We start from the raw sequence: 26,465 nt of genomic DNA, 5'->3' as shown, positions 1-26,465 counted from the left end.
ATCGCTTCTTTGGCGGCTACTCGGCAAACGCGTTACCGACGCTGTTGCCACCCACATACGCCTCGACCAGGGTAAGGTCGGGATTGAACACGACAAACTCGGCGTCGCGCCCCAGCATAATGCTACCGCACTTGTCGTCGACATGAGCTAGCAAGCAATGCCGGGGCCGACGCCCAGGCTTTTACAGCTCGGTCACGACAACGCCGTTGTAGACCTCGTCCCAACGGTCCATGACCAGATGGCCGGTCATGGGATCCATGGCATTGAGCTTGCCGCAGGTGTTGGCGGTACGCAGCACCGTCTCGTCGTCCGCGCCAGCAGCAATGGCATGCGCGAAGCCAGCGATAGTGGAGTCACCAGAGCCCGTGGCGTTAACGGCAGGGATATCGGGCGTCTTTGCGCGGAACGCACGGCCATTGTGGAAGCCAACGGAGCCGGCAGCGCCCATGGACACGACGACCCAGGGGATATCGGAGAAGCGGGCATCAGAGGCGAGCGCGGCGCGGAGCTCGTCCACATCGTCGGTGGTAAAGTTCGTACCCAAAAGGCCGTTGATCTCGGTCAGGTTAGGCTTGACCAGCTCGGGCTTAATTTCGGACTTAAGGGCGGCCTCGAGCGAAGCACCCGAGGTATCGAGCAACACCTTGGCACCGGCGTTCTCGGCAATGCCCGTGATCTTGGCATAGTAGTCTGCCTCGACACCGCGGGGCAGCGAACCCGAGATGGTGACGACGTCGGCCTTGCTCGTAAGCTCGGTAAACTTGGCGGTAAAGGCATCGAGCTCCTCGGGGGCAATTGTCGGGCCGCTCTCGAGCAGCTCGGTCTGGTTGCCGGCATGAAGGATATTGAGGCAGATGCGGGTCTCGCCCTTGATGGGCACAAAGTCGTTGTTAATACCGTTGGCGTCCATGAGCTCAGCCATGTAAGCACCCATGTGGCCGCCGAGCAGACCGGTTGCCACGACGTCGTCGCCCAGCTGACCCAGCACACGGGCCACGTTGAGGCCCTTGCCGCCGGCGGTCTTTTCGGGCGTCACACGGTTGACGTCGTCGATAACGAGCTCATCGAGCTGATAGCGCGTATCGACAGACGGGTTCATCGTAACGGTGAGGATCATTTTTAGCTCCTTATCTCGCAGGCTCCTAGTGCCTCGCGATACGAGTCGACAAAACGGAATTACAGAATTTCAATCGTGAACGAGCGAACGACGGTCTCCTTGGGCTTGGCGACAAGGCAGCCGCGCTTATGCTCAAGCACGTCATCCTCATCGGAGCAGGTCGAAAGGCCGCCCCAGGGCTCAACTGCCACAAAATCGCCCTCGGGCTTACTCCACACGATGAGATACGGGAAACCCTCAAAGCTCAGGCGAACGCCCTTGTCCTCGCCCTTCTTGGAAAGCGTGACCTGACGGCTCTCGAGCACGTCAAAGATGGTCTCCGCAAAATCGAAGAGGTCATGCGACAGAGGCAGCGTCTTTCCCACCATTGGGTTCTTGGAACGGTTGGCCACATCGATCAATCCAGTCGAGGGAACGGCGGTGCAGAGTTCTGCAGCTTCGTCCTTATCAAAGCGCAGCTCGTAGTCCGTATAGGTCTCACCCTCGTCGAGCGGACACCTAAAGCCAGGGTGCCCACCGATAAAGAACGGCATGTCCTCGGTGCCCTCGTTGGTCACCTCATAGGAGACACGCACGGCGGCATCCTCGAGCGTATAGCGGGCGACAAGCTTAAACGGGTACGGATAATCGCTCAGCAGCGCGGCGTTATCCTCCGAAGCCAGGCACATCGCCAGCTCGTTCTCGCTCTGGCTCAGCAGCTTCCACTCCTGTTTGCGCGCAAACCCGTGGCGAGCGAGCTTCACATGATGCCCGGCAAACGTCATGGCGCTACCATCACGCAGGCCTCCGCAAATCGGGAAGCAAATCGGTGCCTGGCCGGACCACACGGCGGGATCACCCTGCCACAGGTACTCGCGACCTCCAGCCTCAATCGAGGTAAACGAGCCGCCGGCCGTGGAGACCTTGATAGAAATCGAATCGTTGGAGAGAGCGTATTCCATTGTCCATCCTTTCGAACAACTGCTTTTTGCTCGCAAGAACCCGTCTCGGCCCTGACCAAAGGACAAACCCGCACGTTCATCGATGCGTCCGGTATCCCAGCCATGCAACGGGGTACCATACAGACATTGATGCAATTACAGCTGAAAGGCCTTCTTATGCGAACCATCATCCTTTATGCCTCACGCCACCACGGCAATACGAAAAAGCTCGTGGACGCCATCGTCGAGGCGCACCCCGAAATCGATACCCTCGACGTCAAGGCGCTCGGCAAAAACGAGTATCCCAACCTGCACGAATATCATCTGATCGGTGTCGCCACGGGCATCTATTACTCCGAGATCGACAAGGACATGGCACGCGTGCTCACGAACGTGCTGCAGCCGCAGGACAAGGTGTTTGGCCTTATGACCTATGGCGGCAAAAACAAGTGGTACGGCAAGGATATCGATGGCATCTGCCGCATGAGGCAGGCCATCTTCATGGGTGTCTACGGCTGCCCCGGCTTTGATACGTGGGGGCCGTTCAAACTCACCGGCGGTGTCCAAAAGGGACACCCGACCGCTGAGGAAATTAAGGGCGCCGTCGACTTCTTCGACAAGATCGAAGACGAGTATGGCGACATCATCGTCGAAGAATACGCCAAGCGCGAGAAGCGTCTAGCCTACGAAAAGGAGCATCCTGCGGGAGGTCTTGTGGCCGGCGTCAAGCGCACAGCAAAGAAGATCGCTAACAAGCTGTAACTGTGAAGGTGCTTTTGAGCGTTTAACCCATACGGCGGGTCCGAGCAGATTCGGGCCCGCCGTCTTTTTCTATCGTTACTCGGTAAAGGCGTTGCCGACGCTCTGGCCGCCAACATACGTCTCGACGAGGGTGAGCTCGTGGTCGAACACGACAAAGTCGGCATCGCGACCCGGCATGATGCTGCCGCATTTATCCTCGATGTGCGCGGAGCGAGCCGGCACCTCGGTTGCCATGCGAATGGCGATATCGGCGCTGGCGATGCCCCAGTCGACAATGTTCTTGACGCCCTGGGCAAGCGTGAGCACCGAGCCGGCAATGCTCTTGCCGTCGGCGAGCCAGCACAGGTTGTCCTTCATGATGACGTCCATGCCACCACTGGTGTAGCTGCCCTCGGGCATGCCGCCGCAACCCAGACAGTCGGTGATGAGCACCGTGTGCTGCCAGCCCTTTGCCTGCAGCAGTGCCTTGATGGCGGCAGGGTTTACGTGCTTGCCGTCACAGATGATCTCGGCGTAGGTCTCGGGCGTGGACATGGCAGCACCCACGACGCCGGGCTCACGGTGATGAAGCCCGCGCTGGCCGTTATAGGTATGCGTAAAGCAGCTAGCACCGGCGTTGATGGCGGCGATGCACTCATCGTAGGTGGCGTCGGAGTGACCGATGCTGGTCACAACACCCTTGGCGTTCAAAGCAGCCGCATAAGCAGGGGCACCGTCGCGCTCGGCGGCCATGGCACTCTTAACGATACGTCCGCCGGCAGCCTCCTGCCACTGGTCGAAGACCTCCTCGGAGGGGTCGATCAGATAAGCGGGGTTCTGCGCGCCCACGTGCTTCATGGTAAAGAAGGGGCCCTCCAAGTAGATGCCCTGAATGTGAGCACCGCAGAAGTCGGGGCCGCGGCCTTCGTCAGCCTGGGCGATGGCGGCGCAGGCGTCCTTGATCTGCTCGACGCCATCGGTGAACGTCGTGGGCAGCCAGCTGGTGGTACCACGACGGGCGAGCTCGGTCGAGCTGATATCGATGCCCTCGGGGTCGTTATCGGTAGTCGAGTGGTTGTAGAAGCCATGGATGTGAGTATCGACCATACCCGGTGCGATCCAGGATCCCGTGTAGTCCTTAATCTCGCAAGAGGGCTCGTCGGCCTGCCAGGCGCCAAAGACGCCATCCTCGACCATAAGATAGCCGCCCAGTTGCGGACCTGCCGGCAAGAAGAACTTGTCAGCCTTAATTGCGTACGTGCTCATATGCACTCCTTGCTTCTAAAGCAGTTGACCGTGGTGATACTTATACCCGGTTCAAGTAAAAACAAAAAGCGCCCGCCCGCCGTTATGAGCGGACGGGCGCCCTTACAGGGGGACGCGATTAAGCGGTGAAGGGGTGAATCGTCACGCCCTTAACCACGCGGTTGACCGTGCCGGTGGGGCTCGGCGTATCGGGCGTGTTGCCCACGCGCACGGAGTTGAGCAGGCTGATGGCCTGGGCAAACATCACGAACGGCAGGGCGAGGTAACCCTCGGGGAGCGCCTCATAGCCCTTAAAGGTGAAGGACTCACCCTCGTAGACAGTAGCGCCATCCTGCTGAACGGCAACGGTATGCTGAGCGATCTTGTCGCCACCGATCTCGTTGAGGATGTCGATGTCGTACTGACGGGTGTAGGCGTCGTTGTTCACGAATACGAAGACGAGCGTCTTATCGTCGACGAAGGACTTAGGTCCGTGACGATAGCCCATGGAGGTGTCATAGGAAGTGGCAACCAGGCCATGAGCAAGCTCGAGGATCTTGAGCTGGCTCTCCTGAGCAAGGCCGCCAAAGGAGCCGGAGCCAAGGTAGGTCACGCGGTTGAAGTCGCCAGCGAGGTAGTCGGCAACCTCAGACTCGCGAGCGATGACCTCCTCGCCCATCTTGGCGATGGTCTCGACCCACTCGGCCTTCTGCTCGTCGGAAGCCTCGTCAAAGATGAGAGTAGAGAGCAGGGTCATGCAGGTGTAGGAGCCGGTCATGGCGAAGCCCTTGTCGTTGGCGCGCGGGATGAGCAGCGTCAGCGCATTGGGATCATCGGCGGACTCGACGGCGAGCTTGCCTTCGGGCGCGCAGGTGATGTTGAGGAACTTGACGTTGTGGACGAGCTCCTTGGCAACGGCAACGGCGGCAAGGCTCTCGGGGCTGTTGCCAGAGCGGGCAAAGGAAACCACGAGCGTGGGATCCTCAGCGCGCAGGAAGTCGCGCGGGGCGCTCACGATGTCGGTCGTGGCGATGGGCTTAAAGTCGTAGAGATCAGTGTTGCCGGCGTGACGCAGATACGGGGCGCAGGTATCGCCAACATAGTCGGACGTACCGGCACCGGTGAAGACAACGGACAGACGGCCCTCGCCCATAGCGCGAGCCTCGGCCAGAAAGGCCTCGATGGCCTCCTTGTTCTCGCGATAGATGTTGAGCGTATCACGCCAAAGCTCGGGCTGCTGAGCAATCTCGGCCGTGGTGATCTGGGCGCCGAGCTCGGTGAGCTCCTCGACACTCTTCTCGAACATTTCTAATACCTCTCTCTAGAAGTAATCCTCTGACGTGCAATTATACACTTCGGTTGGTTATCTGGTAGTAACCAGTTAAATACAAAGAATCATCATATGGAAACGGTGCAGACACTAATCGCTACGCTGGTGGTAAACCTTGTATTTAAACTGATCGGCACGAGCAACCGAGAGCGTATACTCCACAACCTCGTTTGACTCGTTATACGTAGTCCTGACCAAATCGAGCACTGGCGAGCCCTCGACGATTCCCAAAAGGTGAGCGTCGGTGGGACGGGCTATGCTCGCATAGAACTCCTCTTCGGCCACGCGTATCTTTTGTTGGAAATCTTGCTCAATCACATCGTAGAGCGGTTTACGCTCCAAGAGCGGACGCTTGAGCGACAAGAACTTACGCACCGGCAGATAGCTGCGCTCGACCATCATGGGCATGTTGTCGGCGGAACGAAGGCGCTTGAGCTTAAAGATACGGTCGCCGATGCGGCACCCCATATGCTCGGCCAGATTCTTATCGGCCTCCATCTCGCAAAAATCGAGAATCGTGGTCTCTGGTTCGCGACCCATCGCACGCATCTGCTCGGTAAAGCTGTAGGACTGCGTAAGATTGGTTACCTTTGCCGAACGGTCGGTCACAAAGGTGCCGCGACCGTGCTGCCGAACCACCAGCCCCAAGCGTTCCAACTCCTGCAGAGCCAGGCGCACTGTGGTGCGCGAGAGACCATAGCGCTCCGATAATTCGCGCTCGGAAGGAATCATGTCACCGGCATGATATTCATGGTCAATCTTTTCGGTCAGAATATCGACCAGCTGATCGTATAGGGGCTGTTTGCGCGCTCCGATCGTCATTCTATCCTCCCTTTTTGCTCGAACTCGGCTAACTACCTTGGGTGTTAAGCATTATCTGTCCGCAACACCCGAATCATTAAGAAAACAAAAGCCGCGCGCTCTTTCGAGCACGCGGCTTTTAACATACACATGGCTTAAGGGGTCGGGGCGTGAGCCGCGTAGGGACACACCCCTCAAGCTAGAGCCTTACCAGATGCTCGGCCAGAGACCAAGCGGGCCAGCGCCCAGGATGCCCAGGACGAAGAGCAGGAGAATGCCCTTGGTCGGGGTCCAGCTGTGCTTAGCGAACATGTAGTAAAGCAGCAGCGTAAGCATAAGCGGGACGAGCTTCGGGACGATGGTATTGAGGGTGTCGGCAACGGAGAAGTTGACCGGATCCTCGGTGACGGTACCGTAGGTAACGGACGCCATGCCGTTGCCCAGATCGGTGACGCCGCACTCGACAGCGTTGCCGTCGGCATCGGAAGCGGTAAGAGCGTTACCGTCGGCATCGGTCATGGCCATGGTGCCAGCCTCAGCGGTCTCGGTATCAATACCCTCCAGGCCGGTGAAGTTCTCGGCCTCCTCCTCGGAGACGACAACCGTGTGGGCAGCAATGCCGCGGGTGGTGCCGTTGGGGATCTGGAGGTTGATCTGGGTGCCACCCATGGTGACGACCAGGCAACCGACGACGAAGACGCCCATGATGGAAGCGGCACGCGTAAAGGCCTGCATGTTGGCGGTCAGAGCGTCAATAGCGCTGGTGCCAAGCTTGTAGGACCAGTTCATGAGCCAGAAGCGCAGAGCGAACTGGACGACGTTGAAGATCACCAGGAAGATCAGCGGCGCAGCGGCGTTACCGTTGATAGCCATGTTGGAGGTGATGCCGGCCGTGATAGGCACGAGCGTCAGCCAGAACAGGGCGTCACCGATACCACCGAGCGGGCCCATTGCGGCGACGCGGACGGCGCGGATCGTGGGGATGTCAACCTTGTTCTGCTCGAGCGAAAGCACGATACCCATAACAAAGGTGACGAGGAACGGGTGAGTGTTGAAGAACTCCAGGTTGTGGCTCATGGAAGCCGCGAGGTCGTTCTTGTTGGTGTGGATCTTCTCCAGACCGGGGATGATGGAGTAGAGCCAGCCAGCGGCCTGCATGCGCTCGTAGTTGAACGATGCCTGCAGGAAGCAGGAGCGCCAAGCCATCTTGTTGAGGGTCTTCTGGTCGAGCTGCGGAGCAGGAGTAAGATCCTCGTAGTGCTCCGGGATCACATACTCATTAGATGCCATCTTCGAAGTCACCTCCGTCAGAAACAGCTGCACCCTTCAGCTCGGTCTGCTGCTGGAAGTCCCAGAAAGCGATGCCGAAGCCGATGAGAGCGAGGATGAGCAGAGCAGGGGTTGCCAGAGAATCGTTGGCAACGGTGATGAGCGCGAGGCCAAAGCCCATGAGGAAGAAGCCCCACATATCGCGGTTCATCATAACCTTGAGCAGGACGGCGAAGCCGACGAAGCGCATCATGCCGCCTGCAGCGGAGAGACCGGTCTGCAGCCAAGTCGGGATGGCGGAAGCGATGGTCTGACCGATGGTAGCGCCAGCGATGAAGAACAGGGTGACGACGACAGCGAAGATCAGGCCGAGCAGAGCCATGGCGAAGTAGTTCAGACGCTCGATACCCTTGGTGTCGGCGTTGTGAGCCATGTTGTCCGCGGAGGACATGAGCGGCGACATAAGCGTGAAGACCAGGGTAACGCCGAGCTGACCAAGCAGAGCGAACGGAATGGCAAGGCCGACTGCCGCGTTGGGCTCGAGGCCCGTAGCGATAGCGAGAATGGCTGCCATGATGCCGCCGATGACGGCGTTAGGCGGCTGAGCACCTCCGATCGGCATGTTGCCGATCGTCATGAGCTGATAAGTACCACCCACGAGAAGACCGGTGTTGAGGTCGCCAAGGATAAGACCAATGACGGCGCCGGTGACGATGGGCTGATAGAGAGACTCGAGGAAGTTAAACTGGTCGATTGCCGCGACGAACGTGACGATGAAGACCAGAGCGACCTGGAAGATCGTGTATTCCATCTTGCTCCTCCTTTCAAAATGTATGTACGCACTTTGGATTTCACGTACAGAATGTCAGGGTTTCACTCCTGACAACGTGGATCACGAAGACTACGAGAAGAGCTTGCTCGTGTCCTCAACAGGCGTGCTCGGAACGCGCCTGATCTCCAACTCCACCCCCAATTCCTGCAGCTCTTTAAACGCAGCGACATCCTCGTCGTTAACTGCGACGGAGGTGGCGACTTGGCGCTTTCCTTCCGACATGTGCATGTTGCCGATGTTTACCTTCTTTATAGGCACACCGCCCTTGACGAGCGTAAGCACGTCTTCCGGTGTTTCGGCCACGATGAAGATCTTCTGGCGCGGGCTCGCCTTGCCAATGACGTCGATGGTCTTCTGCAGAGAGAAGAAACGCGTAGCGACGCCGGCGGGAGCGGCCATCTTCATGAGGTTCTGGCGCATGGTGTTGGTCGCCACGTCGTCGTTGGCGACGAGGATGAGGTTGGAGCCCAGGGTGGAGTTCCACTGGGTGGCAACCTGACCATGAACCAGTCGGTTATCGATGCGGGTAAGAAGAATGTTGGGTTCTGCCATGTTGATCAGCTTCCTTTCGTTATTTGCTGACGACAGTTACTTGATCTCCTGAATCGCGTAACGCGAAACATCTACGACGGCACCGGATCGGACTTTGATCTGGACCTTTTCGCCTTCGATGCCCTTGACGGTTCCGTAGATACCGCCGGCGAAAAGAACCTCCTGACCCGGCTTGAGCTCGGTGTGCAGCTCCTTGAAGTACTTCTGCTTCTTCTTCATGTTGATTTGCGACCAGATGGTGTAAATCAAGCCCATGACGACAAGCAGGCCTAAAAGAGCGACCGAGGAGCTCAGGACGCTGGCTCCGAAATCGGCCATTAGATGCCGTCCTCGTCACCGAAGATATCCTCTTCCTCGGCACCAGCGACGGAGGCAACCGTCTGGGCGGTGATGCCCGTCTGGCCAACGGTCACGGCCTGCTCGCCAAGCTCGGCGAGCGTAGCGTTGCCGCGGAGGAACAGAAGCTCAATAACCATGGGAAGGTTCGTGCCAGTCAGAATCTCGACGTTGTCGACATCCTGGGCAATCATCATTGCCTGGTTGAACGGGGTACCACCAAGCAGGTCGGTAAAGACGAGCACGCCATCGCACTCCTCGCGCATGGCGGTGATAGCGGCGCGGAGATCCTCACCGTAGGAAGCAGCCTGGTCGCCCTCGAAAGGAACGACGGTAAAAGCGGGCTGATCACCGGCGACCATAGCGATAGCGCTTGCGAGGCCGGGTGCGAACTGTCCATGACCGGTAAGAATAAAGCCAACCATTCAAATTTCCCTTCCGAAGGTGTGTACGATCTGAGTCCGATGTTTTCGGAAGCCAGCGGGCGGACGCCCTTAAAGCTTCTTGGAAAGCGTTCTTTGAAGACCAGTGGTCTCTCAACTGGTAGTAACCACGTGACGTGTTGTTGTCACTATATCATCACAGAAGAGGTCGCTTTCGCTGATTCACGCAATAAAACGTTTTTGCACCGCTCACGGCGATAAATCGACCGTTTACCGCTCGTTAACACTTCTACCTGCGGTTTTGAAACCGTTTCGAAATACTTTGACGAAAGATCGGAACCTTTTCTGTGTCTAAACAACGCAGGGTGGCCAAAAAGGCATGTAGAAAAAATGCAGGTCATTGTGAAGATTTGTGAATTGGTCTTTTTGACTTAATACCAGTTAGAACCAGTTTAGAAATTATCGGTGAACGGTAGTTTTCGACCGCTCAGCGGTTATTTCCAATCGTTTGCAGCTCCTTTTCCATATGAATTAGGGAGACCCGATGAAGCACTTGCGTGGTTGCGGGAAATTTCGATACTCGTCCATCCCCCACGTGCCAAACTCTCACTCCCTAAATATGCCATAAGCTCTCGCTATTCGTCTTACAAACATAACTTACTCTAATCTGTAATTGTTTATCGTTTATCATTAAGTATGTTATAAGATTTAAATATCATCCTAGACATTGGTTGGAGGAGCTATGATCCGCTGGAACGTATCCAAATCGAATGAACCCATCAACCGCGAACAGGCAATAGCCGATCTGAGGAAGCTCGCTCACATCTGCAAATGGGCCACAATCTGCACCGCCGTAGCGCTCGCTCTGGGACTCCTCGCAGTCATTGCAATCGAGCTTCTACTCATATTGCCTAGCCTCTCCCAAGGGTTCTGCCTCCAATCCGTAGAGCTTAATGCCGGCGAAGGGCCATCTCTCGCTCTCGTCGGCGCCAATGAACAGACCCCTCTTATGCTTGTCGCGCACGACGGTCATACTGCCATAGGGAGCGCCATGATGACATGCCTTGCGCTTGCCATTGTGCTAAGCGCATACAGGTTTTTCTCCACCATTGAAAAGGCAGGCAGGCCCTTTGACCTCGAATGCATCCGCATACTACGTCAAGTAGGACATTTGTTCCTTATTGGCGGCGTTGCTGTGAAGCTTCTTGGTGCCATAGTCACGGGGCTGATACTCTCAGGATTTGGCGGCAACTTTACGGATGCGCTTGGCGGCCAGCATCTCGACCTCTCTATGCTCTTTGCAGGCCTGATTATTAGCCTGATTGCCAGCGTCTTCCAGTACGGGTGTATCCTGCAAATACAAGATGACGAGTTGCTCTAGGGGGAATCCATGATTATTCTGCGGCTCGACCGCATGCTTGCCGAACGCAAGATCTCATCCAAAGAGCTTGCGGAACGCGTGGGTATCTCCCAGGTCAATATGTCGCGTATCAAGACGGGCAAGGTTTCTGCCGTGCGCTTTTCAACTCTTGACGCGATATGCCGGGCACTCGACTGCCAACCGGGCGATGTGCTGGAATATATGCCTGACGATGAAGCCGATAACCTCTTTGGACTTAAAGATTAATAGCCATAATTAAGCCGCCAATCACGCCCTCAACGCAAAAAGCCCGCCAGAACGATGCGTTCTAGCGGGCTCAATCAGATATTTCGACTTCGTGCTCGAAAGCTCGGGCAACCTTTAAGCAAACAGGCCGTAGATGCTGATGTTGGCCTTGGCGTACAGGCCGTTGGCATACTCGGTCCACTTGGAGCTGGCGCTCGAGGCCTGCGAGGAGTACTGCTGATAGGCGGTGTAATAGGCGGTCATGGCCTGCTTATAGGTGGCACTATCGGCGGTAAAGGCATCGTTAGCGAAGGCCTTAGCGTAGGTGCTGTTCTCGTCCTTCCAGGTGCCCTTCGAGCTATCCCACTCGTCACCGGCAAGGTTGATGATGTAATCGGCGTAATCCTTGCTCGCGGTGTCCTCGTTGCCGTCAGAAGGCTCGGTCGGAGCGGTCGGCATGCTCGCGGAAGCATCGCCCACCTTCTTCTTGTAGAGCTTCTGCAGCGTCGCGGACTGGCGGACGATCTGCTTGGCCTGGTCCTTGGACACGCCATACTGCTTGGCCATGGTGTCGTAGTCCGAGGTGCCGATAGAATCCTCGGCGTACTTCTTCATCTCCTTAGAGGAGACGGTAATGCCCTCGTCCTCGGCAGCATCGAGCAGAATCTTGTTGCGCACGTAAGACAGGATGACGTCGGCAGAGGGGGCGGTGTAGTTGCCGTTACTATCCTTGACGGTATCGAGGCTGTACTGGCTCTCGATGGCCTCGCGCGCGGTGATGTCGCTCTTCTTGCCGCTATAACTATAGCTTGCCACGGTCGAATCGAGCTGGTCCTCGGTCAGGGTCGACGAACCGACGCCCTTGCCGCCAAAGCCGCCATTGCCCATAAAGAAGCCGACCACCGCAGCGATCACGACTGCAACCACAAAGGCGGCAATCATCGTCTTCTTGTGCTTGGATACGTGATCGTCCCCATCGGAACCTAGGGCGTCATCATCCTCATCCTGGGCCTCGGGCATCAGATTCTCGTCAGCGGCATCTGCGGCGATCTGAGCCTCCAGACGGGCGTCCTCTTCCTCGGCCGTCGTGCCAGCAGCAATGTGCTCGGCAGACGTACCGGCGACCAGGTCGATCTTCTCGTCCTCGTCACCGTCGGGGCCTTCGCCGCGCTCGATGATCTGGATGCCGTCGATCTCGTCCTTCTCGTCCTTCTTTTGAATCAGACCCATATCGGTTACTCCTTGTTAGGAAACATAGTCCCCAATAGAATACGCCCGACAGAGCGCCGGGCGTATTGATTCTTAGGTTATACGCAAACACTTAAGTACTATTTAGGCGTTTGCAGCGTGCATGCCTTAGGCCAGGTGCGCGATAACGGCATCGGCAAATGCCTGCGTACCCACAGCGCCCTCAACGGAGCCGGTCTGGGCACGACGCACGTCACCGGTAACCTGCTCGCCCTCGTCGAGCGTGGCAGATACGGCCGCACGGATGCGATTGGCGGCATCGTTCTCGCCCAGGTGGTCGAGCATCATAGCCGCAGAGAGGATCTCGGCCGTGGGGTTGGCGATATCCTGGCCAGCGATATCGGGTGCCGAACCGTGCGTTGCCTCAAAAATGGCGCAGTCGGCACCGATGTTGGAGCCGGGCGCCATGCCAAGACCGCCCACCAGGCCGGCGCACAGGTCGCTCACGATGTCGCCGTACAGGTTTGGCAGCACCAGGACATCGAAGTCGTTGGGGTTCTGGACCAGGCCCATGCAGGTGGCGTCGACGATCTTGTCGTTGAACTCAATGTCGGGATAGTTGGCGGCCACCTCGCGCGCAACGCGCAGGAACAGGCCGTCGGTCGCCTTCATGATATTGGCCTTGTGCACGGCCGTCACCTTTTTGCGGCCGCAGCGGCGGGCATACTCAAAGGCGTACTCCACAATACGGCGGCTCTTGGCGATAGAGATGGGCTTGATCGAGATCGCGGAATCGCCGGCGAATGTCTTTTGGCCCGAACGCTCGACAAGCTGCGAGAGCTCCTCGACCTCGGCAGCGCCCTCATCGAACTCGATCCCGGCGTAGAGGTCCTCGGTGTTCTCGCGCACGATGACCAGGTCGACGTCGCGGAAACGCGAGCCGTCGCCCGGCTGCGACAGGCAGGGGCGCACGCAGGCGTACAGGTCAAAGTGCTTGCGCAGGGCCACGTTAACGCTGCGGAAACCCGTGCCGACCGGCGTGGTGATGGGGCCCTTGATGGCAACCTTGGTCTCGGCGACCGCATCGAGCACGTGCTGGGGCAGCGGCGTACCAAACTCGTCCATGACGCCGGCGCCGGCCTCCTGGACGTTCCAGTTGATCTGGACACCGGTGGCCTCGACCACGCGGCGCATGGCCTGCGTAATCTCGGGACCGATACCGTCACCGGGAATCAGGACTACATCGTGCGCCATAATCTGTTACTCCTCGTCTTCGGCGTCGTCAGATTTTTTAACGCTAGCACGCTTCTTCTTTTTGGAGAGATCCAGGCCAAAGCGTTTAACAAGCATTTCGCAAATCTCGCTCGAACGGGCCTTGAGATAGCTGCCCTTGCCGTTCTCGGCGTCGAACTTAAGGCGCAGCGCAAGCTTCTCTGCGACCTCGGCGTCGATCTCGCCCTGGCAAAACTCGTACAGGCAACCGAGCATGTCGCGATACTCAAGGTCGCCGTGGTAGCACTGGATGGCCTCGTCCAGGATGGGCCAAGCCTCGCGCGAACGCTCGACGCTCGTGGCGCCCCACACGCACAGCAGGCGGAAGGCGGCATAGCGCAGCGTGGAGGAAATCTCGTCGAACAGTGCGGTCTCGGCACCCTCAAAGGCGTCCTCCATCTGCTCGGGGCAGGTGGTGGCGAGTGCCGCCAAGGCATCGAGGGCCTCCCAGCGGGTCTGCGCCTCGGGGCGATCGAGCGCCTCGATCAGCGCGGGCACGCAGGGCACGACGCGCTGCGGATCGCGCTCGGCAAGCAGGTGCAGCACGCGGGCGGCAAACTGGCGGATGCGGCGCGTGGGGCAGCCGAGCTCCTGGACCAGGCGGTCGACGGCGTTCTCGTTCTCCTCTGCCAGCTGAAGCTGTGCCAGCTCCTCGTCGGTGAGATGTTCGTCTTTGTTTTCTGCCATAGTTACCTCTTCTTACTATTTCTTAGCGTGCTTGCCAGCACCCTTGCTGTCATCGGTGACCGAGATGAGCTGTCGGTCGGCTGCGCCATTGCGGCGTGCGCGACGGCGTTCCTCGGCGTCGCCCGCGTCGGCGGCGGCGCGGTGAGCCTTGTTGACGTTAAAGACCTCGTCGTGCTTGCGCCACGGACCGACGGACTCGCCAAAGCTCATCTTAAGGCCGGCGATAAAGCCGCCGAGCCAGCCGATCGGCGCAAACTGCACCAGCGGGAACAGTGAGAACACCCAGGTCAGCAGGACGACTGCCGCCGCGCCTGCAAAGTTGGCAATCCAGTAGTCGCGCTTGGTGATGACGCGCTTTTCGCACGCCCACTGGCCGCACAGAAAGCCGATGTAGATCGCAAAGAGAAAGAGCGCCAGCGCAAGCACCACGAACGTCCAGCTCATGGGCGCTACTCCCCGTGATGGTGGCCACAGCAGCACTCGTGGCCGTCGTCATGACCGTGGCCGCCGCAGCACTCGTGGTCCTCGCCGTGATGGTGGCCGCAACCGCACTCATGCTCGTCGCCGTGCTCGCCGCAACCGCAGCCGTCCTCGTGGGCACCGTGCTCCTCGGGGCGATACTGCGACCAGTCCAGACCGGCGGCGATGGCGTCGGCCTCCTCCTTGTAGAGGACCGTGATGGCCTGGGTGCCCAGCTTGGCGCCACCGATAGCGTCGAGCATGTCGTAGAGCGTAAAGGCCACGTCGGCGCCGGGCAGCGCGAGCTCGCGGTCGTCGGCGTAAGCAAGGGCCAGGCGCAGGTCCTTAATGAAGTGCTCGACCATAAAACCGGGCTTGTAGTCGCCGTCGAGCGCCTTGGGAGCCAGGCTCTCCATGGCGCCGGACTTGCCGGTACCGCCCAAGATCATCTGGCGGGTCTTCTCCAGGTCAAGGCCGCTCAGCTCGGCAAATGCCATGGCGTCTGCCATGCCGACCATGCAGGCGCCCAGCGACACCTGGTTGGCGAGCTTGGCAGCCTGGCCCTTGCCAGCGCCGTCGAAGCAGCAGATGTTGGCCGCAAAGGTGGCAAGGATGTCGCGGACTGGGGCGATATCGTTCTCGGTGGCGCCCACGATAGCCGTGAGCGTGCCGGCGATAGCACCAGACTCGCCGCCGGTGACGGGGCAGTCAAACGCCATGCGGCCGGAAACCTGGGCGGCCTCGGCAATGTCGCGCGCCAGCTCGGGCGAGCTTGTGGTGAGGTCGATCAGGACCGCGCCGGGCTTAGTGCACGCGAGCAGGCCGTCGCCCGCCAGGTAGAGCTCCTCGACCTCGGAGGGATAACCCACCATGGTAAAGACGACGTCGGCGTTCGCCACGGCATCTGCCGGCGTATCGGCCCAAACGGCACCGCGCTCGATAAGCGCGGCGGCCTTGGACTTAGTGCGGTTGTTGACCGTGACGGGATAGCCGGCATCCAGGATGTGGCCGGCAATGGGGGCACCCATGATTCCGGTGCCGATGAATGCGACGGAGAGCTTGTTTGCCATGAAACCTTTCCTTTTGGGTTGGGTGTTATTACCAGGTTGAATACTCGGTGCCAGCGTTGGGCTGTGAGTCGAGGGCGATTACGGACGCAGCGCTTGCCTACTGGCCGCGCACGCGGCGGGCGATGCGGTCGGAAAGCGACGCCTTGTCGGCGCGGTTCTTACCCCAAAACGCGCAGGCCACCATGCCGGGGCCCACGTGCGAGCCGATGGTAGGACCGACGGAGCTGCGAATGATCGTGACGTCGGCGCAACCCTCCTCCTTGCGGATGGCGGCTTCGAGCCAGTCGCCGTCCTTCTCGGCATCGGCCGTCATAATGGCGATGGGCATGGTGCGATCGGGCACATAGTTCTCGCGGAACGACTTGAGGATGGACTTGAGCGCCTTCTTGCGACCGCGGTTGACGCCGATCAGCGACAGCGAGCCGGCCAGGTCGTAGGACAGCTCGGGTTTGACGTCGAGCTTTGCCGTGAGCTGTGCCGCCGCGGGCGGAATGCGGCCGCCGGCAGCCAGCGCGTCAAAGCTCTCGAGCGTAAAGTAACCGTGGACATAGGTCTTGGCCTCGTTTGCCCAGTCGACCAGCTGCTTGGCGGTCAGTCCCACCGAACGCTGGCGCACGGCCTCAAGCGCCAAGAGCTCGCCGGTCGCACAGGGCAGAGCGTTGTCGACCACGTACAGCTCAAAGTTGGGATACTCGGCGCGCACGGCGTCCGCCGCCTGGCACGCGGAGTTGTAGCTCGACGACAGCGCCGAGGTAAAGCACAGGTAGACCGTAGGCGTACCCTCTTTGGCGCACTCGGTAAAGAACTCGATATAGCGACCGAGCGACACAGCCGAGGTGGACACGCGGGCACCGGCGCGCATACGGTCGTAGAACTCCTTGGGTGTGATGCTCGACCAGATGTCGTCCGTGCGCTCTTCGCCATCGATAATGAAGGGGAAACCCAGGATATCGACATCGAGGTTCGCGGCGACCTCGGGGCTAAAGTCGCAGCAGGTATCGACGACGATGCGGCAACGGTCCGAATGACCGGCGGATGCGGCCTTGTCCATCAAAGCGACTCCTTACGTAAAAAAGCGGCCACCCGCATGGGATGGCCGCCAGCCGTTAACTCATGCAAGTTAACGTATTTTACTCGTCAAGTGTTTCGATGCGGGGCTTGATGATGCCATATCCACCATTCTTACGGTGATACACCACATTGATAAGGCCGGTCGTCGCGTTCTCGAACACGTAGAAGTCGTGACCGAGCAGATCGGTCTGCACCAGCGCCTGCTCCTCAGTCATCGGAGTGACGTCGATAACCTTCTCGCGGACGAGCAGGTCGTCTTCCTCCTCGGGCAGCAGCAGGTCGGCCAGATCCTCGACGCGCTCGACCGGTGCGACATCCGCGGCGCTGGCACCACCCTGGCGGTTGTCCACGACCTTAGTCTTGAACTTGCGCAGCTGGCGGGTAACCTTATCGGCGGAGAGGTCGATGGCGGCATACATATCTGCGCCGTGCTCGGCAACGCGAATCACAGAGCCGCGGGCACGAACCGTGACCTCGACGATTGCCGGGTTGGGGTTCGAGGGGTTCTTCTCATAACGAAGCACGACGTCGACTGTCATGGGCTCGATATCGAAAACCTTGAGCGCCTCGCCGATCTTCTCATCCACATGCGCACGCAGAGCATCGGTTACCGTCGTCTTGCGTCCAGAAACCTTGATATCCATACGTGGCTCCAATCTGCCTCGGGGACTTACTGTACTGGCTATGTACCCATTGCCGTGCATTTAATCACGCGGATTCCTAAAGACCCGAATAACGATTGCTTAATACCGCATACCGAAGTCTCGCACTTTTCTGTGGCAAAGTGCGCTATGGGAGGGCGTCGGCGACTTTGTATTTGGTCCCGAAAATTGGCTTTGACCTGCTGGTTTTATAGGGATAAAAAAGCCGGGCTCCCCTATTGGGGAAACCCGGCAGTGCGTGTTGAAACCGTGAAGAGGTGTCCTTTCCAACGTATAGGAGACACCACCCCTAGCAATAACTAGCTATTAAGTTTGTTAATGTCGTCGTCAGTGATGGTGCCTTCCTGGCTGGACGATTTGTCCTCGGAGGATGCGGTCTCATTGTTGGAATCGGAGGACTCGCTGCCGGAGGACGTGGTCTCACTGGACTCAGAGTCGCCCGGCTGCACGTTAGCGCCCGAAACCGTCTTAGTGGTGAGGTCGTAGGGAATCTGGCCGTACCAGACGCAGTGAACCGCCTCGAGCGTGCCGTCGACCGTGATGTCGTCGAGGGCATCACTCACGGCACGGCACAGTTCGTCATTGGACGAGAGGCCCGCAACACCAAGCGTCGAGGGCGCCTCGAGCGCACCGACATAGGAGACCTCGCTCATCAGGCGTGCAAGATAGCCGCCGGCTGTGGAGTCGCAGATCACATAGTCGACCTCGCCAGACTCGAGCGCCTCAAAGCACTCGTTGATGTTGGAGTAGGTCTTTTGGTTGGCGGTGATGCTCTGCTTAGCAAGCGCCTCCTGCGAGGCCGAGGACATCTGGACACCCAGAGTAGACGTGTTAAGGGTATCGGTGGAAACGCTTAGCGACCCACCATCGCTGGTTTTACCGAACACGGAAGCGGCATCGTACAGGCAGGTGCCGAGCGAGCTAACGTCCCCGTCCGTGGAGTTGATCTCGCCGATAAAGATATCAGCCTTTTTGTCGCCGAGCGCGGAACCTGCCGAGGACGCATCGACAAAGGCGACCTTAAGGCCCATGCGGCTTGCGAGGGCGCGGGCAGCATCGACTGCATACCCCGTAAGCTCGCCGTCGGCGCCCTGCATTGCCTGCGGCGCATCGGAAGTATCGAGGGCGACCGTCAGGGTTCCGGGAGTGACCAGGGCATCGTCCGACACCGCCGGCGTGACGGTCTCGTACTCGATCTGGTCGATCGTGGGAGTCGTGAACGTAGACAGCGGGTTGAACGCGCATCCGCTCAGGCCCAAAACGGCAATGACCGCTGCGGTCCCAGCACCTAACCGAGCCGCGTGCATCAAGCTGCCCCTCACCATGTCCACTACCCTGCCTTCTGTGTCGTATACGATCCGTGCGTTGCGCGGAATATCGGGTTGTTCCCACCAGCTGACCTGGTATTTGACCCCACACTTGCGCACCGGGGTGTTTGCTCGGGAGGCCGCAGCCACCCTCACGACTGGCCCGCTCGCCCGCGAGGCGGTATTGCCACAAAGAAAGTAGAACGGACGGTGCGGCTTACATCTAGGACGCGCCATGATCGCGCCGCGCGCACGCGGTCGCTTACGTGGATCCCTTTGACCGCGTCTGTCTTGGACTAGGACGGGCATTTCGTCCGTCCGCAACCACAGCCTGGTAGGAACGTAGCGCATTATAGCTAAGTTCAAGCTAAAGTTTAAGGTTAGGGGCGTCATTCGCATCGCGAGTACAGATTTCGCAGGTCGGAGTGGGCTATTCGTGCCCCTGTGAAGCCCGGAGCTCCCCTATGGGGAGCTCCGGGGCACCCTTCCTAGGGTGCTGTGGCCAAAAAATGGCAAATATGAGTACTGTCACCAATTTAGTAACAGGCAGTTTTAGCCTCTCGGACAGATTTTGCGCTCAGTGTCGCCAACCTGATGCTTAGTTATTCTACATTTGTTTATTATCTTCTTACTTTATGACGCCTCCGAGTCCTAAATTCCTTGATTTTGCTGTTACTGATTTAGTGACAGTACTCATATTTGCCATATTTTGGCCAGGGCATATGATTAACCCCCTATTTTCGACGTGAATTAGACCGGCTTAAGCCCAAAACACGCCCGCAGCGTGTTAAGCAACGCCTCTTGCTTCTTCCTGCGGGCATCGACACGATTCCGGTACCGCTTTCGCATACGCTGGTGCATGCGCCATGCGAGCGCTTCCATCGCTTCCACGTCACAGAGCATTTCGTTGTTGACCGTCGCGACCTCGATTCCCATAGTAATCAAGCCCGTGTTGCGCTTTTCATCATGGATACGTCCCCTCCGAGAGGAATGGCCCAGCTCACCGTTGTATTCCAGGTCAAACCGGGCTGCCTCCTGATATGCATCGCAAACTGCATGGGGCATCCCCGAGATTGCCTGCGCACGGTCATCGAACTCGATCTTGTAGTCGGTCTTAAAAGGTCCGCAGGCAAACCCGCCATAGGAAAACGGAAGCGAAAACAGAGCGAGCATGATGCACTCCATGGGCGAGAGCAGGTTTTCCGAAAGATAGGGACACAGACGCAGCAGCTGTTTGGCCACATTCCCCTTGCATGCCGCAAGGTAATCTGCCAGACGATCGGGCATCAGCACCGGCTCGACTTCAAAGTAGCCCACGTCTGCTGGCTGGTCCTTGTCCTTTGCAAGTTTATTCGTAACAGGCGAGGTGTAGGGAGGCAGATACTTCCCGCGGTCGCTCAGTGAAATCTTAGAGCACAGCTCCTGGGCCAGGGCAAACGCCTGGATGCAGCCGACCTCACGCGCAACGGCAACACAAAGGGCCTCGGGAGATAGGCTGTACACCCCCGGTTCCACCTCTAGAATCGAGCCGGCGGGCAACCCGGAACACACGGACCAGCCTACGCCAGGCATGCGGCGGCGCTGCGCCGCAGATCCCACCAACAAGCACAGATCTTCCTGCACCTCGCCACTTTTGGCTCCAATTCGTACCAGGTCGGAAAGATAGATATCCCCGGTCGAAGGCGATGACGTACACAGCACGCGGCGCTCCCCCTCGGGCTCAAGGTCCCTCCAACTGATGTAGCCCATTTGTCGGCGCTCGGCGCGCATCATGCGCAGCGCCGAGGCGCCAGTCAGGATTACGGAGGCCGCCAGTTGCTCGCTTGTCGGCTCGATGCGTCGCGCTATCTTCACTGCCACAAAACCACCCCTACCAAACGCGTGCGATAGCGAGACCATCGACCGCCGCGGCGCCGGCGCGCTTGAGTTCCGCCGAGGCTGCTGCCATGGTCGCGCCCGTGGTGATAACGTCGTCGATAAGCAGCAGGCACTTGCCCCGCACATCCTCAACCGTCTCGTACATGCCTTGGGCACGCTCGCGGCGCTCCTCACGACCGAGTTCGCGCTGGTCGCCATGCCCGTACTTGACGAGAGCATCGAGCAGGGGAACACCCGACAGCTCGCAAAATGGGCGCGCAATAGCCTCCATATGATCAAAACCACGCCGCCGAAACGCCGCCGCAGTCGCGGGCACAAATACCACCGCGTCGACACCGGACAGCACGCCGCCGTAGCGATCGGGGGCTGCCACCTGGGCATGCAGGGCGGTGTCGTAGAGTAGCTCCGCCAGATACGGTGCCAGGCGGCGCTCGCCCGCATCCTTGTACGCCTTGATGATGCGCGGCAGCGGATGTGCGTAGACGGCACACGCCAGGCAGCGATCGAGCGCCTCGGCCATTGCCGAAGACGTGCCCTCGACCGAACACTCGGTGCACAGCAAATCCCCAAACGGGGCGCCACATCGGATGCAGCTATGGCACGGATCGATGAGCGCGAATGAGGCCAGGCAATCCTGGCAAATCAGCGCACCGAAACGCTCGCAGCCGGCGCATCGCGTGGGCGACAACGCCTCGAGCGCCTCGTATGTCGCGCGCTCGGCAAGCGGTAGCAATTCGTCCGCAAACGGTAGGACACCTGCGTCCTGCAAACGAGTCAATACGTTCAGATGTCTCTTCATGACACAACCCTCCCTACGCGAAGACGAAGGGAGGGTTGTCGGTGTAGAGCCATGATACCCAGAGGCACTGGGGTCAGGCGGGTTACATCCGCTTACGGGCACTATTCGCCGGCAGGCGGTTTCGGTGCGGACGAGGTGTGGGTCGAGCCTTCGCCACCGTCCTGGCGCGGCTTGCGGGAACGACGGCGACGGCGGCGCTTTTGACCCTGGTCGGTCGAGCCTTCGCCATCGCGATCCTCACGCGGTTCGCGCTCGTCGCGAGAGCCGCCGCGCGAAGCCTTGGCGGCAGCTCCCCCGCCATCGCCGGGGCGACGGCGCGTGACCTTGATTTCGCCATCCGAAACCTGATCGGCCACGGAAGGAACCGAGGGCTTCTGCTGCGTGCCCGAGGAATGGCGACGGCGCGGACGTGGCGCGCGCTCCTCCTCGCCACGCGGCTTGCCAGCCTTGTCGGCAGGCGCATCGGAGGCCGAGACGCCCTTGGGAGCGGCACCGGCCTCGCGAGCAGCTGCGGCGCGGAAGGCGTCCTCGCGCTCCTCGCTCGACAGGTGACGGCGACGACGGCGCGTGGGGTTCATGCCACCGCCGCGGTTTTGCTGCTGGGGCTGCTGAGCCTCGCGCTCACGGGAAGCGTTCTTGCCCGCGGCCTCGCCATTGTCGACGGACGCTGCGCGCTTGCGGCGGCGACCACCGGCTGCCTCCTCGGCCTCGGGCGCCTCGGCCTTGCCGCGGCCCTTTCCGCGGCCACGACCCTCGCCCTGGCCCTGAGCAGCGCGAGCATCGGATTCGGCATCGCGGCGACGGCGCTTGGGCATCGACGTGCCGGCCAGACGATCGGCACTCGACAGGCCATCGCCCACGTCGACGCCGTTCTCGCGATCGAGCTCCATGAGCGCCAGACGCATCTCGGGCGACTCGATGCGTTCGAGCACGTCGCGCGTCACGCAGTCGGGGCGGCAGTTGCAACCCTGCTCGGCGGCCTTCTTTTTGCAGCCCTCCGAGCACTTCATATCGGCCAGGTTGACCTTAAAGACTTTGCCGTTCTCCAGGCGCAGCACCAGCTGCTCACGCGGCGTGTCATATTCCTGAATACGCGCCTTGCCAAGCGGCGTATCGATGAGCGTCTTCTTTTTGGGCGCACGGCTCTTAAAGTCCTTGTACGCCTCGAACTCATAGCGCAGACAGCACATCAGGCGGCCGCATACGCCGCTGATCTTGGACGAGTTGAGCGGCAGGTCCTGCTCTTTTGCCATGCGGATCGAGACGGGCTCAAACTGTCCGCCAAAGCGCGTGCAGCAGAGCTCCTGTCCGCATTGGGCATAGCCGCCCACCAGACGGGTCTCGTCGCGCACGCCAATCTGGCGCATGTCGACGCGAATGTGCAGCGTCGAGGACAGGTCCTTGACGAGCTGACGAAAATCGACGCGCTCCTCGGCCGCAAAGTAGAACACGGCCTTCTCGCCGCCAAACAGGTACTCGACGCCGACCGGCTTCATCTCGAGGTCGAGCTCTTTGACCAGACGGCGGAAATCGACCATCGCCTCGTCGCCCTGGATGGCCAGGTCGTCGGCAAGCTGCAGGTCGATGTCGCTCGCCACGCGCAGCACGGGCTTGAGCGGCTGGCCGATCTCGTCTTGCGGCACTTCAAAGGGATCGGCCGTGACCAGGCCGATCTCGGTTCCGCGCTCGGTGGAGCAAATGGCATAATCGGCCTCGAGGATATCCAGATCCTGCGGGTCGAACCACAGGTCGCGCGAGGCGTAGGTAAACTTAACGGGTACGACTAACGGCATTTCAGTGCCTTCCTGATATCGAACAGCATGACCTCGATGGCCAGCTGGGGAGTAACGTTTCTGGCAATGTTGCGCTCGGCGGTCGCGACTGCCTCGAGCGCCCGCGTGGCACCCGCAACATTGGTCGCGGCGGCAAGCCGCCCGATCGTGTCGCGCACGTCCTCGTTCACTACGTCGGCTGCCTCGTCCTGAAGCGTCAGCAGCACGTCGCGCATAAGCGTCCGCGCGCTCGCCAGCGCTTCCATGATACCCGAACGCTCGCGCGCGTTGAGTTCGCGCTTGTTGCGGTCCTCAAGCTGCTTCAATGCTCCACGCGACAGGTAATCGGCGTTTTGCTCGAGCACCTTTTCCTGCGTGGACTTGACCTCGGCGAGCGGCGCCTTAACGGCGACGATGAGCGACTTGGCGCGGCTGAGCACATCGGCCTCGTCGGCGGCGATGAGCGAATCGATGGCACGGACCATCTGGCGGCGAGCATCCTGGCGCTCGGCGCTCTTGAGGAACTCGATGCCACGCGTGGGGCTTCCCGCTACGGCGACGGCCATGCGGCAACGCGCAGGGTCCTGACCGGTGGCGCGACTCACGGCACGCGCGGCCACGGCGGGCGACACCAGCCGAAACGGCACGCACTGGCAGCGGCTCACGATGGTGGGCAACATCACGTCTGCCGAGGTGCCCAGCAAGATGAACATGACGCCCTCGGGCGGCTCCTCGAGTGTTTTGAGCAGCGCGTTAGCGGTGTTGGCGCGCAGCTGCTCGGCACGGTCGATGATGTAGACCTTGGCCTTGGCACGGATGGGCGCCAGGGGCACGTCGTCGAGCAGCTCGCGGGTCTGGGCGATGAGGTAGCCCGTGGCGCTCTCGGGCGTGTAATAGTGCACGTCGGGATGCGTATGGCGCGCGACGCGCACGCAGCTGTCGCATGCGCCGCAGCCATCCTGCTCGCACAGGAAGGCTTGGGCGAGCGCCCACGCGGCGTCGAGCTTGCCCGCGCCGGGCGCTCCCAAGAACAGATAGGCGTGCGATGCGCGACCGCTGGCGACGGCGTTGGTCAAAAAGTCGCGCACGCGCTCTTGGGTGTCGAGCTTGGCCAGCAGGCTTGCCTGAGCGGGGGCCATGTTACTCGGCCTCCTTGGCAAGCGCGGCGGCGACGGCGTCCTGCGGGATATCGAGACCGTACGCGCGAACCTGCTCGACCGTCTTCTCGAAGACTTCCTCGACAGTCGCAGTGGCGTCGATGAGCTTTACGCGGTTTGGCTCCTCGGCAGCAATGGCACAAAAGCCCTGGTAGACACGCTCCTGGAATGCCATGCCTTTTGCCTCCATGCGATCTGCCGCGCCACGGGCGGCCATGCGCAACGCCGCCTGCTCGGGCGTGATGTGGTAGACGAGTGTGAGCGCCGGGTGCGTTCCCGCGACGGCCAGGTTGTTGGCGTCGCGCACCATCTGGCGATCGAGGCCGTCGGCAAATGCCTGGTAGCAGGTCGTGGAATCGTAGAAGCGATCGCACAGGACCACCTTGCCGGCCGCAAGGGCGGGGGCTATGACCTCGTGCACCAACTGGGCGCGCGCCGCCTCGTAGAGCAGCAACTCGCAGGTGTCTCCCATCGCCGTGTTGGCGGGGTCGAGCAGCAGGGCGCGAATCTTTTCGCTGATGGCAGTGCCACCCGGCTCGCGCAGAGTTACGACCTGATAGCCAGCGAGGTCGAGCGCACGGGCAAGCAGACGCGTCTGCGTGGACTTGCCGGCACCGTCGACGCCCTCGAGCGTGATAAAGCTATGTTGAGCAGGCTCAAAAGCCATGGGCGCAGCCCCTTCCTACAAGGCGCGTAAATGCAGATATATCAACTAAGCCATGATACCCCAGTGCTCGGCGCGTCCCCAATGGCTAAAGGCGCCTTTCCAAAGTTGCGGTGAAATAGGACTGATTGAAGCTCTGAGACCGCCAAACAGTCCCTATTTCACCGCAACTTATGATGGGGAATTTTGGATGCTGGGTATAATCGTCGTATTGCATTGAAATGTGGCGAAAGGAGTGGCAATGTCTCGGTATTGCGCCTCGTGCGGCAAGCTTCTTGCAGATGATGCCAAGTTCTGCACCTCGTGCGGTGCACCCGTTGAGCAAACAGCCGCGAGCGATAGCCAGCCCGCTTTTGAGCAGACCGGCTCCCTTGATACGCCGCAAGCCAAGGCGGACGACTCCCTCGCCTATAGCCCCGACCCCGCCGCAAGGACCGAGGCCGTCGAGACCACGCAGCGCATACCCGTCGCGAGCGGCTCGCCCCAACAGCAGCCGGTTCCCGCATACGTGCCCGCTTCGCCACAGACCCCCGCTTCCAAAAAGAGCGGCACCGGGCCGCTTATCGCCGTTATCGTTGTGCTGGTGGCGATCATCATCGCCCTGGTCATCTTCTTTGCAATCAGACCGTTCGACAACGCCGCCACGCAGACGACTGCCGAGGTAGCTAAGCTGCACCATGACGTCGACGACGATGACCTAAAGCCTCTCGGCGATCCCAACAGCCTGTACGACGATGATGACGATGACGACGAGGATGGCGGCGAAGCAACGCTCTCTGAGCAGAACCTCTACCGTCGCCTGAGCGAATACTACGACCTGCTCGAAGATCTCGACAGCCAGGTCCGTGGCTGCGCGCAGAACTTCAACGGCAACTATCTAGAAGAGGATCGAACCACCCGTCAAAATCTCGCCGACGTCGCCGAGCGCACGGAGGACACCATCGAGCAGTATTACGACATCGTCGAGGACCTGGACGTCCCGACGAGCTCCAAAAACTACAGCTCCTGGAAGGACATCATCGCCCTGTACGACGACCTGGATCACCGCATTGACGCAATCTGTGATGCCTGGGAGATCAGCCTGAAATACGCCAAGCCTGCGGACCACAAGAATGAGATCGTGGCGCCGCTGTCGCGCGACAACGTGGCGGGCACCAATGACAATAAGTACCGCCTAGACTTTGAGGAGCGCTATCCCGGCGCCAAGCCTGTCGAGGTGAACTAGCGCTTTGTCGTTCCCGAGCCGGCAGTTAGGGACGTTCCTAAACTGCCGGCAGAAAAAGAACGTCCCTAACTGCCGGTCAAAAAAACGAGCGAGGATCGCGGGGTCCTCGCTCGTTTTTTTGG

General features: G+C 59.9%; 28 protein-coding genes. 4 read left to right on the top strand and 24 right to left on the bottom strand.

The features are described 5' to 3' along the window. Positions 1-16: 16 nt before the first annotated feature. The 3 genes from DXC18_RS03120 to DXC18_RS03110 are packed head-to-tail and all read right to left on the bottom strand — an operon-like array spanning position 17 to position 2,058. On the bottom strand, positions 17-154 hold the full coding sequence (locus DXC18_RS03120) for a hypothetical protein (RefSeq protein WP_199412179.1): 138 nt from the start codon (positions 152-154) through the stop codon (positions 17-19). 27 nt (positions 155-181) lie between these two features. Continuing rightward, complete coding sequence (locus DXC18_RS03115; RefSeq protein ID WP_117716292.1) at positions 182-1,117, bottom strand: hexose kinase; 936 nt, start codon at positions 1,115-1,117, stop codon at positions 182-184. Between the two features lie 59 nt (positions 1,118-1,176). Then, on the bottom strand, positions 1,177-2,058 hold the full coding sequence (locus DXC18_RS03110; RefSeq protein WP_117716291.1) for an aldose 1-epimerase family protein: 882 nt from the start codon (positions 2,056-2,058) through the stop codon (positions 1,177-1,179). Between the two features lie 156 nt (positions 2,059-2,214). Between DXC18_RS03110 and DXC18_RS03105 the strand changes: the two genes are divergently transcribed. After that, entirely contained in the window at positions 2,215-2,799 is a 585-nt protein-coding gene (locus DXC18_RS03105) for a flavodoxin domain-containing protein (protein ID WP_035137672.1), read from the top strand. A 75-nt stretch (positions 2,800-2,874) separates the two neighbouring features. On the opposite strand, the gene nagA is transcribed toward DXC18_RS03105, so the two are convergent. From nagA to DXC18_RS03065, 8 genes are all read right to left on the bottom strand, one after another. Next, complete coding sequence (gene nagA, locus DXC18_RS03100; RefSeq protein ID WP_117716289.1) at positions 2,875-4,044, bottom strand: N-acetylglucosamine-6-phosphate deacetylase; 1,170 nt, start codon at positions 4,042-4,044, stop codon at positions 2,875-2,877. A 118-nt stretch (positions 4,045-4,162) separates the two neighbouring features. Then, positions 4,163-5,329, bottom strand: coding sequence for an SIS domain-containing protein (locus tag DXC18_RS03095; protein WP_117640368.1), 1,167 nt, complete (start codon positions 5,327-5,329; stop codon positions 4,163-4,165). 114 nt (positions 5,330-5,443) lie between these two features. Beyond that, complete coding sequence (locus DXC18_RS03090; RefSeq protein ID WP_117716288.1) at positions 5,444-6,175, bottom strand: GntR family transcriptional regulator; 732 nt, start codon at positions 6,173-6,175, stop codon at positions 5,444-5,446. Between the two features lie 186 nt (positions 6,176-6,361). After that, positions 6,362-7,444 carry a PTS system mannose/fructose/sorbose family transporter subunit IID gene (locus tag DXC18_RS03085; protein WP_117716287.1) on the bottom strand — a complete coding sequence of 361 codons (1,083 nt, stop codon included), beginning with the start codon at positions 7,442-7,444 and terminating at the stop codon, positions 6,362-6,364. Beyond that, positions 7,434-8,234 carry a PTS sugar transporter subunit IIC gene (locus DXC18_RS03080; protein WP_035137676.1) on the bottom strand — a complete coding sequence of 267 codons (801 nt, stop codon included), beginning with the start codon at positions 8,232-8,234 and terminating at the stop codon, positions 7,434-7,436. The genes DXC18_RS03085 and DXC18_RS03080 overlap by 11 nt, the downstream gene beginning before the upstream one ends. Positions 8,235-8,324: 90 nt before the next feature. Then, positions 8,325-8,807, bottom strand: coding sequence for a PTS N-acetylgalactosamine transporter subunit IIB (agaV, locus tag DXC18_RS03075; RefSeq protein ID WP_117716286.1), 483 nt, complete (start codon positions 8,805-8,807; stop codon positions 8,325-8,327). Between the two features lie 36 nt (positions 8,808-8,843). After that, positions 8,844-9,125 carry a preprotein translocase subunit YajC gene (yajC, locus tag DXC18_RS03070; protein ID WP_117564749.1) on the bottom strand — a complete coding sequence of 94 codons (282 nt, stop codon included), beginning with the start codon at positions 9,123-9,125 and terminating at the stop codon, positions 8,844-8,846. After that, a complete protein-coding gene (locus DXC18_RS03065; protein ID WP_117564748.1) occupies positions 9,125-9,568 on the bottom strand; it encodes a PTS fructose transporter subunit IIA in 444 nt (147 codons plus the stop codon). Before DXC18_RS03065 ends, yajC begins: the two co-directional genes overlap by 1 nt. Before the next feature lie 700 nt (positions 9,569-10,268). Here DXC18_RS03065 and DXC18_RS03060 point away from each other — a divergent pair. Next, positions 10,269-10,907, top strand: a complete 639-nt coding sequence (locus DXC18_RS03060; RefSeq protein WP_117583568.1) for a DUF2975 domain-containing protein — start codon at positions 10,269-10,271, stop codon at positions 10,905-10,907. A gap of 9 nt (positions 10,908-10,916) precedes the next feature. Next, entirely contained in the window at positions 10,917-11,153 is a 237-nt protein-coding gene (locus DXC18_RS03055) for a helix-turn-helix transcriptional regulator (RefSeq protein ID WP_117564746.1), read from the top strand. Positions 11,154-11,267: 114 nt separating this feature from the next. Here DXC18_RS03055 and DXC18_RS03050 read toward each other — a convergent pair whose 3' ends face one another. The 13 genes from DXC18_RS03050 to tmk all read right to left on the bottom strand — a co-directional run bounded on the left by DXC18_RS03050 (position 11,268) and on the right by tmk (position 25,121). Continuing rightward, positions 11,268-12,362: a hypothetical protein gene (locus DXC18_RS03050; RefSeq protein ID WP_117716285.1), complete on the bottom strand. Its 1,095-nt coding sequence runs from the start codon at positions 12,360-12,362 to the stop codon at positions 11,268-11,270. A 126-nt stretch (positions 12,363-12,488) separates the two neighbouring features. After that, on the bottom strand, positions 12,489-13,574 hold the full coding sequence (locus DXC18_RS03045) for an isocitrate/isopropylmalate dehydrogenase family protein (protein WP_117635809.1): 1,086 nt from the start codon (positions 13,572-13,574) through the stop codon (positions 12,489-12,491). Between the two features lie 6 nt (positions 13,575-13,580). Then, positions 13,581-14,279, bottom strand: coding sequence for a hypothetical protein (locus DXC18_RS03040; protein WP_117716284.1), 699 nt, complete (start codon positions 14,277-14,279; stop codon positions 13,581-13,583). A gap of 15 nt (positions 14,280-14,294) precedes the next feature. After that, positions 14,295-14,723 carry a hypothetical protein gene (locus DXC18_RS03035; RefSeq protein WP_117716283.1) on the bottom strand — a complete coding sequence of 143 codons (429 nt, stop codon included), beginning with the start codon at positions 14,721-14,723 and terminating at the stop codon, positions 14,295-14,297. Between the two features lie 5 nt (positions 14,724-14,728). Then, positions 14,729-15,808, bottom strand: a complete 1,080-nt coding sequence (locus DXC18_RS03030; protein ID WP_117629897.1) for an NAD(P)-dependent oxidoreductase — start codon at positions 15,806-15,808, stop codon at positions 14,729-14,731. 97 nt (positions 15,809-15,905) lie between these two features. Then, positions 15,906-16,859, bottom strand: coding sequence for a DegV family protein (locus tag DXC18_RS03025; protein ID WP_117716282.1), 954 nt, complete (start codon positions 16,857-16,859; stop codon positions 15,906-15,908). A gap of 79 nt (positions 16,860-16,938) precedes the next feature. Beyond that, positions 16,939-17,523: a ribosome hibernation-promoting factor, HPF/YfiA family gene (hpf, locus tag DXC18_RS03020; protein WP_035137685.1), complete on the bottom strand. Its 585-nt coding sequence runs from the start codon at positions 17,521-17,523 to the stop codon at positions 16,939-16,941. A 317-nt stretch (positions 17,524-17,840) separates the two neighbouring features. Continuing rightward, positions 17,841-18,848 (bottom strand): ABC transporter substrate-binding protein, encoded by a 1,008-nt coding sequence (locus tag DXC18_RS03015; RefSeq protein WP_158551262.1) that lies wholly within the window; start codon positions 18,846-18,848, stop codon positions 17,841-17,843. Positions 18,849-19,598: 750 nt separating this feature from the next. Continuing rightward, complete coding sequence (locus DXC18_RS03010) at positions 19,599-20,708, bottom strand: hypothetical protein (RefSeq protein ID WP_117716280.1); 1,110 nt, start codon at positions 20,706-20,708, stop codon at positions 19,599-19,601. 10 nt (positions 20,709-20,718) lie between these two features. After that, complete coding sequence (locus tag DXC18_RS03005) at positions 20,719-21,525, bottom strand: ComF family protein (RefSeq protein WP_117716279.1); 807 nt, start codon at positions 21,523-21,525, stop codon at positions 20,719-20,721. 101 nt (positions 21,526-21,626) lie between these two features. Beyond that, entirely contained in the window at positions 21,627-23,318 is a 1,692-nt protein-coding gene (locus DXC18_RS03000; RefSeq protein ID WP_117716278.1) for a regulatory iron-sulfur-containing complex subunit RicT, read from the bottom strand. Beyond that, on the bottom strand, positions 23,309-24,436 hold the full coding sequence (locus DXC18_RS02995; RefSeq protein ID WP_117716277.1) for an ATP-binding protein: 1,128 nt from the start codon (positions 24,434-24,436) through the stop codon (positions 23,309-23,311). Before DXC18_RS02995 ends, DXC18_RS03000 begins: the two co-directional genes overlap by 10 nt. 1 nt (position 24,437) lies before the next feature. Further along, complete coding sequence (gene tmk / locus DXC18_RS02990; protein ID WP_117716276.1) at positions 24,438-25,121, bottom strand: dTMP kinase; 684 nt, start codon at positions 25,119-25,121, stop codon at positions 24,438-24,440. 238 nt (positions 25,122-25,359) lie between these two features. Here tmk and DXC18_RS02985 point away from each other — a divergent pair, with 238 nt between their 5' ends. Beyond that, positions 25,360-26,343 (top strand): zinc-ribbon domain-containing protein, encoded by a 984-nt coding sequence (locus DXC18_RS02985; protein WP_117583577.1) that lies wholly within the window; start codon positions 25,360-25,362, stop codon positions 26,341-26,343. Positions 26,344-26,465: the final 122 nt, after the last annotated feature.

Source organism: Collinsella sp. OM08-14AT, from assembly GCF_003438115.1.
GTDB lineage: Bacteria > Actinomycetota > Coriobacteriia > Coriobacteriales > Coriobacteriaceae > Collinsella.
The sequence above is the reverse complement of the archived record's forward strand: the minus strand, read 5'-3'. Positions and strand labels throughout refer to the sequence as shown.

What these genes read in the sequence shown, in the direction of transcription:
- DXC18_RS03115 (WP_117716292.1), bottom strand. Translation starts at nt 1,117, where the DNA reads ATGATCCTCACCGTTACGATGAACCCGTCTGTCGATACGCGCTATCAG.
- DXC18_RS03110 (WP_117716291.1), bottom strand. Translation starts at nt 2,058, where the DNA reads ATGGAATACGCTCTCTCCAACGATTCGATTTCTATCAAGGTCTCCACG.
- DXC18_RS03105 (WP_035137672.1), top strand. Translation starts at nt 2,215, where the DNA reads ATGCGAACCATCATCCTTTATGCCTCACGCCACCACGGCAATACGAAA.
- nagA (WP_117716289.1), bottom strand. Translation starts at nt 4,044, where the DNA reads ATGAGCACGTACGCAATTAAGGCTGACAAGTTCTTCTTGCCGGCAGGT.
- DXC18_RS03095 (WP_117640368.1), bottom strand. Translation starts at nt 5,329, where the DNA reads ATGTTCGAGAAGAGTGTCGAGGAGCTCACCGAGCTCGGCGCCCAGATC.
- DXC18_RS03090 (WP_117716288.1), bottom strand. Translation starts at nt 6,175, where the DNA reads ATGACGATCGGAGCGCGCAAACAGCCCCTATACGATCAGCTGGTCGAT.
- DXC18_RS03085 (WP_117716287.1), bottom strand. Translation starts at nt 7,444, where the DNA reads ATGGCATCTAATGAGTATGTGATCCCGGAGCACTACGAGGATCTTACT.
- DXC18_RS03080 (WP_035137676.1), bottom strand. Translation starts at nt 8,234, where the DNA reads ATGGAATACACGATCTTCCAGGTCGCTCTGGTCTTCATCGTCACGTTC.
- agaV (WP_117716286.1), bottom strand. Translation starts at nt 8,807, where the DNA reads ATGGCAGAACCCAACATTCTTCTTACCCGCATCGATAACCGACTGGTT.
- yajC (WP_117564749.1), bottom strand. Translation starts at nt 9,125, where the DNA reads ATGGCCGATTTCGGAGCCAGCGTCCTGAGCTCCTCGGTCGCTCTTTTA.
- DXC18_RS03065 (WP_117564748.1), bottom strand. Translation starts at nt 9,568, where the DNA reads ATGGTTGGCTTTATTCTTACCGGTCATGGACAGTTCGCACCCGGCCTC.
- DXC18_RS03060 (WP_117583568.1), top strand. Translation starts at nt 10,269, where the DNA reads ATGATCCGCTGGAACGTATCCAAATCGAATGAACCCATCAACCGCGAA.
- DXC18_RS03055 (WP_117564746.1), top strand. Translation starts at nt 10,917, where the DNA reads ATGATTATTCTGCGGCTCGACCGCATGCTTGCCGAACGCAAGATCTCA.
- DXC18_RS03050 (WP_117716285.1), bottom strand. Translation starts at nt 12,362, where the DNA reads ATGGGTCTGATTCAAAAGAAGGACGAGAAGGACGAGATCGACGGCATC.
- DXC18_RS03045 (WP_117635809.1), bottom strand. Translation starts at nt 13,574, where the DNA reads ATGGCGCACGATGTAGTCCTGATTCCCGGTGACGGTATCGGTCCCGAG.
- DXC18_RS03040 (WP_117716284.1), bottom strand. Translation starts at nt 14,279, where the DNA reads ATGGCAGAAAACAAAGACGAACATCTCACCGACGAGGAGCTGGCACAG.
- DXC18_RS03035 (WP_117716283.1), bottom strand. Translation starts at nt 14,723, where the DNA reads ATGAGCTGGACGTTCGTGGTGCTTGCGCTGGCGCTCTTTCTCTTTGCG.
- DXC18_RS03030 (WP_117629897.1), bottom strand. Translation starts at nt 15,808, where the DNA reads ATGGCAAACAAGCTCTCCGTCGCATTCATCGGCACCGGAATCATGGGT.
- DXC18_RS03025 (WP_117716282.1), bottom strand. Translation starts at nt 16,859, where the DNA reads ATGGACAAGGCCGCATCCGCCGGTCATTCGGACCGTTGCCGCATCGTC.
- hpf (WP_035137685.1), bottom strand. Translation starts at nt 17,523, where the DNA reads ATGGATATCAAGGTTTCTGGACGCAAGACGACGGTAACCGATGCTCTG.
- DXC18_RS03015 (WP_158551262.1), bottom strand. Translation starts at nt 18,848, where the DNA reads ATGCACGCGGCTCGGTTAGGTGCTGGGACCGCAGCGGTCATTGCCGTT.
- DXC18_RS03005 (WP_117716279.1), bottom strand. Translation starts at nt 21,525, where the DNA reads ATGAAGAGACATCTGAACGTATTGACTCGTTTGCAGGACGCAGGTGTC.
- DXC18_RS03000 (WP_117716278.1), bottom strand. Translation starts at nt 23,318, where the DNA reads ATGCCGTTAGTCGTACCCGTTAAGTTTACCTACGCCTCGCGCGACCTG.
- DXC18_RS02995 (WP_117716277.1), bottom strand. Translation starts at nt 24,436, where the DNA reads ATGGCCCCCGCTCAGGCAAGCCTGCTGGCCAAGCTCGACACCCAAGAG.
- tmk (WP_117716276.1), bottom strand. Translation starts at nt 25,121, where the DNA reads ATGGCTTTTGAGCCTGCTCAACATAGCTTTATCACGCTCGAGGGCGTC.
- DXC18_RS02985 (WP_117583577.1), top strand. Translation starts at nt 25,360, where the DNA reads ATGTCTCGGTATTGCGCCTCGTGCGGCAAGCTTCTTGCAGATGATGCC.